Annotated in this window: 8 protein-coding genes and 1 pseudogene; 6 read left to right on the top strand and 3 right to left on the bottom strand. The window is 68.5% G+C overall.

Features of this window, described 5'->3' with window-relative positions; genetic code table 11:
• Positions 1–377: 377 nt before the first annotated feature.
• Positions 378–524, top strand: a complete 147-nt coding sequence (locus HBE63_RS29090; protein ID WP_166908465.1) for a hypothetical protein — start codon at positions 378–380, stop codon at positions 522–524.
• Between the two features lie 106 nt (positions 525–630).
• Here HBE63_RS29090 and iniR read toward each other — a convergent pair whose 3' ends face one another.
• On the bottom strand, positions 631–3,126 hold the full coding sequence (gene iniR, locus HBE63_RS29095) for an isoniazid response ATPase/transcriptional regulator IniR (protein WP_166908467.1): 2,496 nt from the start codon (positions 3,124–3,126) through the stop codon (positions 631–633).
• 10 nt (positions 3,127–3,136) lie between these two features.
• A complete protein-coding gene (locus HBE63_RS29100) occupies positions 3,137–4,915 on the bottom strand; it encodes an Hsp70 family protein (RefSeq protein ID WP_166908469.1) in 1,779 nt (592 codons plus the stop codon).
• Positions 4,916–5,112: 197 nt separating this feature from the next.
• Between HBE63_RS29100 and HBE63_RS29105 the strand changes: the two genes are divergently transcribed.
• The 5 genes from HBE63_RS29105 (at position 5,113) to HBE63_RS29125 (ending at position 12,382) form a co-directional block, all read left to right on the top strand.
• Positions 5,113–5,670, top strand: coding sequence for an IniB N-terminal domain-containing protein (locus tag HBE63_RS29105; protein ID WP_166908471.1), 558 nt, complete (start codon positions 5,113–5,115; stop codon positions 5,668–5,670).
• A gap of 283 nt (positions 5,671–5,953) precedes the next feature.
• A complete protein-coding gene (locus tag HBE63_RS29110; protein ID WP_166908473.1) occupies positions 5,954–7,075 on the top strand; it encodes an IniB N-terminal domain-containing protein in 1,122 nt (373 codons plus the stop codon).
• 95 nt (positions 7,076–7,170) lie between these two features.
• A complete protein-coding gene (gene iniA, locus HBE63_RS29115; RefSeq protein WP_166908475.1) occupies positions 7,171–9,033 on the top strand; it encodes an isoniazid-induced dynamin-like GTPase IniA in 1,863 nt (620 codons plus the stop codon).
• A 42-nt stretch (positions 9,034–9,075) separates the two neighbouring features.
• Positions 9,076–10,575 carry a dynamin-like GTPase family protein gene (locus HBE63_RS29120; RefSeq protein WP_166908476.1) on the top strand — a complete coding sequence of 500 codons (1,500 nt, stop codon included), beginning with the start codon at positions 9,076–9,078 and terminating at the stop codon, positions 10,573–10,575.
• 22 nt (positions 10,576–10,597) lie between these two features.
• A complete protein-coding gene (locus tag HBE63_RS29125) occupies positions 10,598–12,382 on the top strand; it encodes an Hsp70 family protein (RefSeq protein WP_166908478.1) in 1,785 nt (594 codons plus the stop codon).
• A gap of 60 nt (positions 12,383–12,442) precedes the next feature.
• On the opposite strand, the pseudogene HBE63_RS29130 reads toward HBE63_RS29125, so the two are convergent.
• Positions 12,443–13,303 (bottom strand): annotated as a pseudogene (locus tag HBE63_RS29130) (type IV toxin-antitoxin system AbiEi family antitoxin domain-containing protein).
• Positions 13,304–13,383 lie beyond the last annotated feature (80 nt).

Consider the following 13,383-nt stretch of genomic DNA (forward strand, 5'->3'; position numbering starts at 1 on the left):
AAATTTTTTGAATGTGACAAGAATGTGAATACGTCACAGCCAGCCTGACGGTCATTGCCAACGCGCCCGCGGACGTCGACCGGGTTCTCAACTCGGCCGGAGGCCTCATCGACATTCAATTCAAGGGCAGCACGGGTTCCATCGCCGTCGGCGGCCCGGTACTGAGCCTCATCCTCAAGAGGGCGGAGGCCATTGCCAAGGCCCTCTCCGCGCCGACCGCGGTCACCGCGGCGCCGGCGTCTCCGACATCGACTGTGTCGACCGGCACAGCCGTATCTACAGACTCGACAGCGGCCAGAGAAGGCGTTGCAACCCAGGGCAGTACCAAGACGGCGGGTTCTTCGACGACCGGGCAGTCGCGTAACCCGGGTAACCCGGTGAAGAAGGTGAAGTCCGCTCTTTCCGGGGTCGGGAAGAACATCAGTGGAGCGCTCGGCAAGGAAGCCAAGCGTGCGCCCAGTTCAAAGGGTGCCGACGGTGCGAAGGTCAAGGCCCGGCATGCCAATTCGGGCGGGGCTGAGTGACCCCGTAGTCGAGAACTCGGTCGGCCCTTGCCCTTTCGGGTAAGGGCCCGTCGCTGGTGTCGGTTGACCCACAGGCCTATTCCTTCGCCAAGGAGAGGGCCTGTTACTAGTCCTGCGGCGCAAGCATCGCCCTCAGCATCGACAACATCTCGGTGCGCGACTCGGCGCCGAGGCGTCGCCGGATCCGGGCCACATGATGCTCGACGGTCTTCGCCGAGATGAACAACTGGCTGCCGATGTCGCGGTAGGGCATTCCGAGCAGCAGCAGTTCGGCCACCTCCCGCTCGCGGTCGGACAACTTGGTCGACGCCGGAGCCGGCGCCTGGGGTACGGCGCCCAGAGGGGTCGCCACGGCGACCTCGACCTCATCAACCGCGCTGGTCTGTTTGAGATCGCGGGCCAGTTGCAACATCGCCTGGGACACCCGGGCATCCGGGGTCTGCAGTGCGGCCTGGCTGGCCAGTCGGGTGCCGTCCCAGGTCAGGCCGAACTGCGACAGAGCACGGGCCGCGGTGGTGACCTCATCGGTGTCGACGTGATTGGCCAGCACCCGCAGCCAGGTGCGCCCGGCAGTGGCCAGCGCGCGGGCGAACGCGCTCTGTGTGGCCGCGGTGGTCAGCGACTGCCCGTGCGGGGCGACGGCTCCGGGCGAGTTGGCCAGGATTCCGGCGTGCACACCGGCCCAGTGCAGCGGCACCGACCACAACACCGGATTACCCAGCGCCGCAAGCAGGCTCCACGCCTCGGACAACGTGTGTTCCAGGCGATCGACCTGACGCATCCTGGCGCCGGCCACCCACAACTCACCCAGCGGAAGCATCGAGAACAGGTCGATCGAATACTCGGCCAGCACCTCGACCGCGGCATACCAGTGCTTCTGGACAGCGCCGCTGTCCCCGCTGCGCCGGGCGATTGCGGTACGCAGCGCCGCGGCCCACAACGCGTCTCTCCGGTGCAGATCTTCACCCGCTTCGGCGGCGGCAGCGTCGGCGCCGGCCGCGCCGAGCTGACCATCCTGCATCTTCACCCAACCCAACAACAGGCGGTGGCGCGCCGCGCTGAACGCCTCCTCACCCGCGCCGCCTGCCCGCACCGCGCGGCTGATCACACTGCGTGCCCGCACCGAGTCGCCACCGTGCAGTGCCGCCAGGGTCACCAGCGCCGCCGGGGTATCGGGGGCCACACCGCTGGCCTGGTACTCAGTGGTGACCGCCTGCCCCAGCCGGGCCACGGTCACGGCGAACGGCTGATCCAACGACAGCACCAGACCTTCGGACAGGCTGCGCGCCGCCCTCGCCGTCGAGGTGGGTGGTCCGGTCACCTCGGAGCTCGACGAAGCCCGCGCCGCTTCGCCGTCGCCGGCGGCGAGGAAGGCTGTCGTGGCGGCTGAGCTGATCAAGGTGTCGGGAGCGGGGCCGAGCCACCGGAACAGGTCGGCGGCCTGGGCTGCGCCGCCATCGTGCATGGCGACGCTGGCCGCGACCCTGACCGCGATGGCCCGTTCGGACGGGTCCTCGGACCCGAGCAGTTCATCGGCCATGCGGGCCGCGGTGGTGCAGTCCCCGGCCAGCGCCAGGGCGTCGGCCAGTCGGGTGCTCACTGCGGCGGCCCCGGCCGTGACCGCGGCGCGGTAGAGCCGGGCGGCCCGCGTGGGCCGGGCGCGATTGTGGGCGGCGTGCTCGGTCAGCGCCTCGGCCAGCCGGTCATCGCGGAGTCCGTGCTCGGCCAGGCGCACCGCGAGGTCGGCCGACAAGGTCGACAGCTCGAGTTGCGAAGTGAGCAGGGAGATTTCGATCTCGTGATGGCGCGCGGTACCGGCGATCTGGGCGAGCGATTCATGAACCAGTCGCACGAACCGCCGGTCGTGGGACGGCTCCACCAACCCGCCGGCGCGGGCCCGATCCACCAGCACCGACGCCTCCGCGCCGGTCAGACGCAGCGCTGCCGCGACATCGTCGGGGCCGAGATCGTGGCTCAGCGACAGGATCAGCAGCGCATCGCGGGTGGCGTCGTCAACCCGGCGTAACCGTTGCAGCAATGCGAACCGCGCCGCTTCGGCCGGCGCCTCGACCGCGTCTGCGGCCGCCCGCAACAGAAACGGTAGGCCCGCGGTTGCCGCGAGCACCGATCTCACGGTTTCCACGGTGGCCGGAGACCCCAGCGCCGTGCTCAGCACCCGGCCCACCTCGGCTGCGGCTAGCGGCCCGAGTCGCAGCACCGGGTTCTCCCGCTCCAGCGCGGTGGTCAACGCCTGCAACGGTGGGCGGTGGGTCAACGGCTCACACGCCACCACCACAGTCGCCGATGGATCCGCGACTTTCTCTGCAAGACAGTCGATTTCGGTATCGGCCAGCTGGTCTGCGTCGTCGACGACGAACGCCGCCTCGGGTGCATCGCCCGACCGGGGTGCACGGGTCAGCACAGTGCGACCGGCCTCGCGCAGTGCGCTGCGGATCTCGGTGAGCACCGTGCTCTTCCCGGTTCCGACGCCGCCGGACAGCAACAGCTTGACCGGCGCGGCGGGGTTGGCCAGCACCGCACTGATCGCTGATCGGGCAGCCAACGGGAGCTCCGGAACGGGTTCCGGTGCCGGGGCGGTCATCAGCGCCGACCTAGGCTCCGCCGCCTGGGGCCTCCGCCGCTGTGGTGGTCACCGGCGGCTGGGTGGTGGTCGGCGGCTTCGTTGTCGTCGGGGGCTGCGTCGTTGTCGTCGGCGGTTGCGTCGTGGTGGTCGTGGTCGTGGTCGGTTGCGTCGTTGTGGTGGTCGTCGTCGTTGTGGTGGTTGTGGTCGGGCTCGTCGTCGTGGTGGTCTCCGGCGCGGACGTCGTCGTCTCCGGCGGCGGCGGTGGGGGTGCGATGACCGTGGTGGTCTCAATCCCGTCGGGACCCTCGGTCACGGTGGTGACCGGCTCAGGCGGCGGCCCCTCCGGGGACGGACCCATCGAATAGGTGGTGCTGGTCTCGGTGACCGGGGTGGAATCTCCCTCGGAGCTGGTCAACGTCACTGCGAGGCCGCCCGCGGCCAGCAGCACGGCAGCGGCCGCCGCTCCGAACAGGATCGGTGGCCGTTTGTACCAGGCGAGGGGCGCCGGCGCGGCGGCCGACAGCTCCTCGTCGTGGCTGAACTCGACGGGAGGCCGCGCCGCGGTCGTGCCGGGCGCGGCTTCGTACTCGCCGCCCGCATAGGGCACCGGTTCATTGCCAGGTGCGTCGTCCTGCGACCAGGCCAGGGCGCTCCCCGCATCCCCGTCGTCGGCCGCCGGTTGCGCCATGGTGGCGCCCGCCGCCCAGGCAGCCGGTCCGAGGCTGGTGGGAGCCATGCCGGTGGGAGCATCGGCAGCCGCCACCTCGGGGGCCATGCCGGTCGGTGCAGCGGCGTCGATGACGCGCTCGGCGACGAGGGCGGCCCCGAGGGCGGACCGGAGTTGGGGCTGGGCCGTCGTCACCACCGGCGCGCGCAACCGCTCGGACAGGCGCTGGGTCACCAGGGGGATCGCCGCTCCGCCGCCGACGGTAGCGACCGCGTTCACGCTCGACAACGCAATGTTGTTGCGCTGCAACATGTCTTCGACGGTATCCAGCAGGCCCGCCAGGGGCGCGGACATCAGCTGCTCTAGTTCTGGGCGGGTCACCCTGACGTCAGCGTTGAACCCGGGCAGTTCGGTGGGAATCGCCGTCGCGGTGTCGGCGGACAACCGCTCCTTGGCGTGCCGACATTCCGCCCGCAGTTTCGCCAGCGAACCGACCGCCGCGGTGCCCGCCGGGTCGGCATCGGTGGCCGTCGCGATCCCGCTGAGCACATGGTTGAGCAGTGCCTGGTCGATCTGATCGCCGGAGAAATCGGGATAACGCACAGTCGGTCCGATGGTGGCGAAATCGGCTCCGGCGTCGGCGAGTGTCACGCTCGTGCCGCTGCCGCCGAAATCGCACAACACCACGACGCCGTCGGCAGGTAACCCGGGATCGGCTTGCAGTGCCGCCAGCGCGGTCAAAGAGTCGGGCACCAGGCCTGGCGGAATGCCGTGGGGCGACAGCGCGGGCTTGTTGCGGAGTGCGCCGCGCAACGCGCCGACGGTGCTCGGGCCCCAGTGCGCCGGTACCGCGATCACCACGGGCGCACCGCCGCCGGCGGTGCGGGCCATCACGTCCAGCGCCTCGGCCAGCACCAGTTCACCGCGGTGTTGGGACCCATCGGCGGCGACGAGAGGCACCGGGTCGCCCACTCGCTCGACGAAGCCGGCCAGCGGCAGCCCGCTGCCGGTGTACTCGCCCACGTCCGGTGCGCGGTCGTTGTGCAGTGTGAAGATCGATCGGCGGATCACCGGTTGGCGGCCTTCGCGGGCTGCCACCAGGTTGGTCATCCCGATCGACAACCCCAGTGAGTCAGTCATCAGGCGTCACTCCTGTTGTCTCGGCCGACCCTCACCCTAACTGCTGAGACATCGAGGGCCCGGCATTGTTCCCCTAGTGGCGTCAATCCCCTAATGCCCACCCCCCTAATCGCGGGTGGGCAGGGGTGGGTTCGGCACCGATCCCAGCACCCTCACAGCTGGCTAGCATTCGAAGCGAACTGTTGAGGAGGTGGAGCATGGCGAACACATTGCTGGACTTTGTGATGTCGCTGGTACGCGACCCCGACGCTGCTGCCCACTATGCCGCCGACCCGGCACAGGCCATCGCCGACGCACATCTGTCGGATGTGACCAGCGCGGACGTCAACAATCTGATTCCGGTCGTGTCGGAGTCGTTGTCGACGGCCGGCACCAGCGGCGCGTTCGGTGACCTCGGTGCCCCCGACCCGGGCGGCAACGTCTGGGCCAGTGGCGCGGCGACTGCGGCATTCGACGCCTTCGGTGATCACGTGCCGGTCGATGCCCCCAACCATGCCTGGGACGCGACGGTGGGCCAGGTGATCGACCAGTCGGACTCTGTGGACCAGGTGGTGACTTCAGTGTCTTCGGCACCGGCCATCGACGACGCCGGCCTTGCCCACCAGTCGCTCGACGACATATCGCTGCAGCTCAACGAGCCGGTCATCGATGATGCGCCGATCGTGGATCCGGCATCGGATGCCGTTTGGGACCATCCGATCGTGGACGACCAGCACCACACCGACGATGGCGGTGGGTTCGACATCTTCGACTGAACCTACCCAGCTCTCCCATAAGCGCGCGACCCATGTGGTCGCGCGCTTATTGCGTTTTACCTGCGAAAACATCAATAGATTTGGGGGTACCACCCGTGCCCCTACGCATCCCCTATGCCCCTATTGGGGTAGCCCCCTGCACCCCGGATAGGGGAGATGCGGGGAGGGGAATCGACCCCGTTTCCGGTGCCGCGGCGCACCCATAACGTTGTCTCCAGATCGCCGGAAAGCCCGGCGGGGGACTCACCAGAGACTCCCAGAAACATTCGAAAGGGTTGGAGAAATGACCTCTCTGATCGACTTCATCCTGGACCTGTTCCGGAGCCCCGCCTCGGCAGCTTCGTTCATCTCCGATCCGGACGGCAGCCTGCGTGACGCCGGCCTGCCGAACGTGACCGCGGCCCAGCTGCACGCCGTCGCGGCCACCGCCGCCCCGGCCGGTGTCCTGCTCGGTGGCGGCAACCCGGTGCTCGGCCTGCAGCGCGCGGTCGCCGACCATCACAGCATCCCGGCCTCATTCGGAAACCAGGTCGCCTCACCCTTCTCCCCGCAGACGCAGTTCGCCAGCAACAATTCCACCGATTGGGCCAGCAACAACGACACCGACCTGGCCAGCCACAACAACGTGCCGGTCATGAGCCCCAACCAGGACGCCGGCGCGAACGCCCAGCAGGGTGCGTTCAACCTGGGCTTCGGTGACATCACCCTCGGCGACAAGAGCACCAACACCGCCACCAACGGCGGCGTGGTGGTCGACGGCGACAACAAGGGTGACATCGTCAGCGGTGACGGTGCGGTGCTCGGTGACGGCAACACCATGAACAACGGCGACATCCTGGCCGGTTCCGGCTCACACGTCGCGGTCGGCAAGGACAACGCCATCGAGGACAGCTCGCAGCACGCCGGCGGCGACGTGGTGTCCGGCAACGACGGTCCGGTGATCAAGGACGTCGACATGAGCGGCGGCCACGGCGGTGGCGCGTCCGGCGGCGACAGCCTGATCGGTATCGGCAGCGGCGGTGCGTCCGGTGGCGACGGCGGCAACGCCGGCTCGATCATCCTCACCGATGCCTCGACCCACGCGGTCGGCGGCAACCAGACCACGGTCGACGGTGACTACGGCAGCCGCAATACCCAGGACAACTCGACGCACACCTCGGTCCAGACCGAGAACACCCACAGCGTCGAGGACCACTCGTCGAGCTACACCTCGAACATCGGGTCGGGCAACGACACGGCGTTCGCGTCGAACAACGACACCGCGTCGCACAACGACACGTCCTTCGGGTCGCACAACGACACCAGCTCGGCGCTGGGCTCGGGTAACAGCTACGACTCGCACTCGCAGTCCCACACCGATGTCGCGTCGCACAACCCGATCGAAACCGGGTTCGACGCCTTCTGATCCGATCCCACAGGGGCGGGGGCCATCCGTTACGCGGGTGGCCCCCGTCCCGTTCGCGCGCCTACCGTTGAGCCCGGCATGCAGGAGGTACTTCCATGACGCAACCCAATGACGCTACGGCCGTCGGACCGGCCAGACCGGTCAAGGTGATCGTCGAACTCATCGACCACACCAGCACGATCGCCGCCACCTACGACCGCGGCGACCTGGTGGAGCGGCTGCGGGTGGCGAAGGTGCGTATCAGTGACCCACAGATCCGCGTGGTCATCGCCGGCCAGCTCAAACAGGGTAAGAGCCAGCTGCTGAACTCACTGCTCAACATTCCGGTGGCCCGCGTCGGCGACGACGAGTCCACCGTCCTGGCCACCGTCGTCGCCTACGGTGAGCAGCCGTCAGCGCGCCTGGTGGTGGCCCGTCCCGACGGGGCCGAACCCGAGCTGATCGACATCCCGCCGTCCGAGGTGACCAACGACCTGCGTCGCGCCCCGCAGGCCGGCGGCCGTGAGGTGTTGCGGGTCGAGGTGACCGCGCCGAGCCCATTGCTCAAGGGCGGGTTGGCATTCGTCGACACCCCGGGTGTCGGTGGGCTGGGGCAGCCGCACCTTTCGGCGACTCTGGGCCTGCTGCCTGACGCCGATGCCCTGCTGATGGTCAGCGACACCAGCCAGGAATTTACCGAACCGGAAATGACCTTCATCCGCCAAGCGATCGAAATCTGCCCGGTGGCAACGATTGTCGCGACCAAGACCGATCTGTACCCGCATTGGCGCGAGATCGTCGGCGCCAACACCGCCCACCTTCAACGGGCCGGCATAACGACTCCAATCACACCCGTCTCCAGTGTGCTGCGCAGCCATGCGATCCAGCTCAACGACAAAGAACTCAACGAGGAGTCGAACTTCCCGGCCATCGTGAAATTCCTGTCCGATCGGGTACTGACGCGCGAGAGCGACCGGATCCGCGACCAGGTGGTCGCTGAAATCCATTCAGCAGCAGAACATCTACTGCTGGCCGTGAACTCCGAGCTGGCCGCGTTCACCGATCCGGGGGAACGTGAGCGGCTGACGGCCGAGCTGGAACGGCGCAAGCAGGAAGCCCAGGAGGCCCTGCAGCAGACCGCGCTGTGGCAGCAGGTGCTCAACGACGGCATCTCCGACCTGACCGCCGATGTCGACCACGATCTGCGTCACCGGTTCCGCAACATCACCCAGCACGCCGAGAAGGAAATCGACACCGGCGACCCCACCCTGCACTGGGCCGAGATCGGCACGGAGCTGGAGGAGGCGGTGGCCACCGCCGTCGGCGACAACTTCGTCTGGGCCTATCAGCGTGCCGAGGCGCTGGCTGCCGAGGTGGCCCGCACCTTCACCGAGGCGGGCCTCGAGGCCGTGCAGCTGCCACAGATCGACGCCAGGGACATGGGCGCCGGATTCGGTGAGATGAAATCGCTGGCCCGGCTGGAGGCCAAACCGATCAAGGCCGGGCACAAGGTCATCACCGGCATGCGCGGTTCCTACGGTGGCGTGCTGATGTTCGGCATGCTCACCTCCTTCGCCGGGCTCGGCATGTTCAACCCGCTGTCCCTGGGCGCCGGTCTGGTGCTGGGCCGCAAGGCCTACAAGGAGGACATGGAGAACCGCATGCTCCGGGTGCGCGGCGAGGCCAAGACCAACATGCGCAAGTTCATCGACGACGTCGCCTTCGTCGTCGGCAAGGAGTCGCGGGACCGGCTCAAGGGCATTCAACGGCAACTGCGTGACCACTACCGCGGCATCGCCAACCAGACCACTCGCTCGCTCAACGAGTCGCTGCAGGCCACGCTCGCCGCGGCGAAAGTCGAGGAGACCGAGCGAAACGCCCGGGTCAGGGAACTGGAGCGCCAACAGAACATCCTGACCCAGGTCGTCGACCACGCCCAGCGTCTGGCCGCAGAGGCCCCACTAGGCTCCAACAGTTAGTTTCGATTTGGTTTTCGGGTTGGAAGGGTTGGACTCCGCAGCGTGAGCACGGCCGATCAGGTGCGCTCGATTCTGGGCGGCACCATCAAGGCGTACCGGGGCGACCCGGCCTACCGCAATCGGCCCGACGTGCACAACGAGCTGGACCGGATCGGACGCCGGCTCAACCAGCCGATCCGGATCGCGCTGGCCGGCACGCTCAAGGCGGGCAAGTCGACGCTCGTCAACGCGCTGGTCGGGGAGGACATCGCGCCTACCGACGCCACCGAGGCGACCCGCATCGTCACCTGGTTCCGGCACGGGCCCACCCCCAAGGTGACCGCCAATCACCGTGGCGGGCGGCGGGCCAATGTGCCGATCGCGCGGGACCCGCGTGACCGCGGCCTCACCTTCAGCTTCGCCGGGCTGAACCCCGAGGACGTGGTGGACCTCGACGTCGAGTGGCCGGCTGCCGAGCTCATCGACACCACGATCATCGACACCCCCGGCACCTCGTCGCTGTCGCGGGACGTCTCCCAGCGAACCCACCGGCTGCTCGTGCCCGAGGACGGGGTCCCCCGCGTCGACGCGGTGGTGTTCCTGCTGCGCACCCTCAACGCCGCCGACATCGCCCTGCTGAAACAGATCGGTGAACTGGTCGGCGGGTCCTCGGGCGCTCTCGGCGTCATCGGGGTGGCCTCACGGGCTGACGAGATCGGTGCCGGGCGCATCGACGCGATGATGTCGGCCAAGGACGTGGCCAAGCGGTTCACCGAAGAGATGGACAAGACGGGGATCTGCCAGGCTGTCGTCCCGGTGTCCGGACTTCTGGCCCTGACCGCCCGCACGCTGCGGCAGAGCGAGTTCGTCGCGCTGCAGAAGCTCGCCGGCATGGAACCGGCCCAGCTGACCAAGGCGATGCTCTCGGTGGACCGGTTCGTGCGCGAGGACAGCTCACTGCCGGTGGACGCGGCCACCCGCGCGGCGCTGCTGGACCGGTTCGGCATGTTCGGTATCCGGATCTCGATCGCCGTGATGCACGCGGGGGTGTCCGACTCCGTCGCCCTGGCCGACGAACTGCTGGAACGCAGCGGCCTGATCTCCCTGCGCGATGTGATCGACCAGCAGTTCGCGCAACGGTCAGAGCTGCTCAAGGCGCACACGGCGCTGCTGTCGTTGCGACAGTTCGTGCAGCACAACCCGATCTACGCGACGCCCTACATCCTCGCCGACATCGATCCGCTGCTGGCCGACACGCACGCCTTCGAAGAGCTGCGACTGCTCAGCCTGCTGCGCTCGCGCCCCACCACACTGAACGAGGACGAGATGGCCTCGCTGCGCCGCATCATCGGCGGGTCGGGCACCGACGCGGCCAGCCGGCTCGGACTGCAACCCGATGCGCCGTTCGACGGGCCCCGCTCGGCCTTCGCTGCGGCGCAGCGCTGGCGGCGACGAGCCGACCACCCACTCAACGATCCATTCACCACACGGGCCTGCCGCGCCGCGGTGCGCAGTGCCGAGGCGCTGGTCGCAGAGTATTCGTCGCGTGGCCTAACGAATTAGACCCCTCCGTCGACATACAGGTATGCGTGATTGCCTGGGGTTGTCCGTGGGGGCGACCAATCTGGTGGCGATCGCCGACCACACGCCGTTGGTGCGGCGGGCGGTGTTCGCGCTTGGTGGCGGCCCGATCATGAGTGGGTTCGTCGAACGGGTCGGTGACCCGGTGCCGCTGGTCGCCGCCGACGGCTCGACGCATCGCGCGGAGCAGTTGTTGGCCGGCGCGGTCGAGGCGCTGACGCGTGAGGTCAGCCCGGCGCATCGGCCGGACACGTCGGTGCTGGCGGTGCCCGCGCATTGGAACGTTGGGGCGCTGGAGGCTGTGCGTCGCGCATTGCCCGGTGTCCGCGTGGTTCCCGATTCGGTCGCGGCATTGACGGCCATCCAGTCGTATCCAGGCCTGCCGGCCCGCGGTGTCGTCGCCTTGTGCGACTTCGGCGGGACCGGTACCAGTCTGACCCTGGCCGACGCTTCCGCGGGGTTCGCGACCATCGGCCAGACGGTGCGGTGTCAGGACTTCTCCGGTGACCTGATCGACCAGGAATTGCTGCGCGGCGTCCTGAACAATCTGGATGCCGAACCGGCCGGCACCGCAGCGGTGACCACGCTGGCCCAGCTGCGGGATCAGTGCCGGGCCGCCAAGGAAGAGTTGAGCTCTCGGGCGGCTGCCAGCCTGGCCGGAGTTGGCAGCGCGATCAGGCTGACCCGTGCCGAGCTCGACGCGGTCGTGGACCGGCCGCTCTTTGGCGTGATCGAGGCCATGCTGGACCTGCTGCGCCGCAACGGTATTCACTCGACACAGCTGGCGGCGCTGGTCACCGTCGGCGGCGGCGCGCGGATACCCATTGTCACCCAACGCCTTTCATCGGCGTTCCGGCTTCCGGTCACCACCGTGCCGCAGGCCCAGGTGATCGCCGCGGTCGGGGCCGGGCTGCTGGCCCGACGCGGGGACGACGAGACCGCGACGCAGGTGGCGTGTGCGGCTCCTGCTCCTCAACTAGTGACCGGCACGGTGGCCGCGTCCGCGCTGGCCTGGTCGGCGGAAGACTCGGTGGCTGAGGTCGCCGAGTTCATTCCCGAATCAGTGACCGAGGATTCGGCCCGGCCCGAATTCGTGTTCTCCGAACCACCTGTGGCGCCCGCCCCGGCGCGCGTTGCCTGGTACCGGCGCGGCGGCGTGGTGGCCTATGCGGCGGTGTTCCTGGCCGTTGTCGGCACCGTCGGCATGGTGTTGTCGGCTCGGGCCGATCGGCTCGACGCCGCAGTGTCCGGGCTGTTGGCGCCGCAAACCGTTCCGGCCGAGTCCCCATTGGCCGCCCAGGCCGCACCCGCACCGCCCACGCGGACCGTGGTGGTGCGTGATCCGTCCTGGCCAGGTTCTGGCACTGGTGCGCCCGCACAAGCTGCGCCGCGCCCAGCGGCCGCGCCACGCATGGTGCAGAGCGCGCAGAGTCCACCCGCTCCGCAGCGAGTGGGCCCCGCGCCGCGGGCGCCCCTGCCACCGCCGGTCGCTCCGGCACCTGTGCCGCTGCCTGCGCCTCCGGTAGCATTGCCGCCGATTCCGGTGCCGCCGTTGGTGTTTCCGCCTGTCACGCTCCCGCAGTTGCCGATCCCGACGTTCAAACCGCCCGTGCCTTCGCCATCGCCCAGCCCGTCACCGTCGCCCAGCCCTGCACCTTCGCCCAGCCCTGCACCTTCGCCTACGCCCAGCCCGTCGCCTTCGCCTACGCAAACTCCTGGGCCGTCGCAAACCGTTGAGCCCACTGCCACGCTTGAGCCCACGCCTACTGCCACGCTTGAGTCACCCTGAGTCGTGCCTTTGCGCGGCGGATTACTGCTTGATGGTGACTGCAATCCGCCACCTTGATGGCTATGCGGCGCGATCAAGCCGAGAGAACCCGCACTCAGGTCCGCACGGCCGGCCACGTACGGCGATCCCGTGCCGCTGCAACAGTTGAGCGATCTTGCCCGCCGTCTGACAAGGCCGGTCGAAGACCTGTCCGTAGGAAAGCCTGACGGTCGCACGGCCGTCGACTGCCGCGTCGAGATCCCGTTCGAAGTCCGCATCCCGCCGGCTCGCCGAGTCGTGATAGACCCGGCCGTCGAGTTCAACCACGAGGCGTTCGCTGTACTCGGTATCGCGGTAGCAGACACCGACGGATGAGGCGGCCCGCTTCTGCCTCACGGCCCGGGGTAAACCGTGCGGGCGCTCGACGCGAACGAGATAGCCGTGCTCGAGCACCGAGCGCTTGCAGCAGTCTCCGTGCCGTCGTACGCCGTGATTGGCAGGCGTTGGCCAGAACAGCAATGGCATCGAGTTCGGACGTGGCGCGGCACGCGACGTCGAGTGCGGCTTCGTCGTAACGCATCCGTGGCGGGCCGACGTTCCACAGCGTCCGCTCTCGGAGGTGCACGACACGGTGAATGCGTACTCCCGCCGGCTCAGCCAATGCGGACCGCCGTCGCGCCACCGCGACATGGATGGGAGACGTTTCACTTCCCAGGGCCGATTCGAAGCACAGCACGGCCGGAGCTGCGTAAAGCACTGCGGCCCAGGCGCGTTGCAACCACGTCAGCGGTCCGTGTGATCGACATACACGCCCGCGTGGACCCGGGCCCACTCGTTGCGCCTGAGCAACCGTCGGATCTCATGTTCCTGCAAACCCGCATCCAGCGCCTGGCGACGCGAGATCACCCCGCTCTGTTCGCGAAGCACATCGTCGACGTCCACCAACTCGATACTGGTGGACAGGCGCGACGGCGACCAGAAGCATTTCGAGAACCTGTGGATAAACCGCCTGCGCCGAGCCA

It is taken from the genome of Mycobacterium sp. DL440, from assembly GCF_011745145.1.
In the GTDB taxonomy this organism is placed as follows: Bacteria; Actinomycetota; Actinomycetes; order Mycobacteriales; family Mycobacteriaceae; genus Mycobacterium.

Excerpts from the sequence above, each read along its gene's own strand:
- HBE63_RS29100 (WP_166908469.1), bottom strand. The coding sequence starts at position 4,915 with ATGACTGACTCACTGGGGTTGTCGATCGGGATGACCAACCTGGTGGCA.
- HBE63_RS29125 (WP_166908478.1), top strand. The coding sequence starts at position 10,598 with ATGCGTGATTGCCTGGGGTTGTCCGTGGGGGCGACCAATCTGGTGGCG.
- HBE63_RS29105 (WP_166908471.1), top strand. The coding sequence starts at position 5,113 with ATGGCGAACACATTGCTGGACTTTGTGATGTCGCTGGTACGCGACCCC.
- iniA (WP_166908475.1), top strand. The coding sequence starts at position 7,171 with ATGACGCAACCCAATGACGCTACGGCCGTCGGACCGGCCAGACCGGTC.
- HBE63_RS29110 (WP_166908473.1), top strand. The coding sequence starts at position 5,954 with ATGACCTCTCTGATCGACTTCATCCTGGACCTGTTCCGGAGCCCCGCC.
- iniR (WP_166908467.1), bottom strand. The coding sequence starts at position 3,126 with ATGACCGCCCCGGCACCGGAACCCGTTCCGGAGCTCCCGTTGGCTGCC.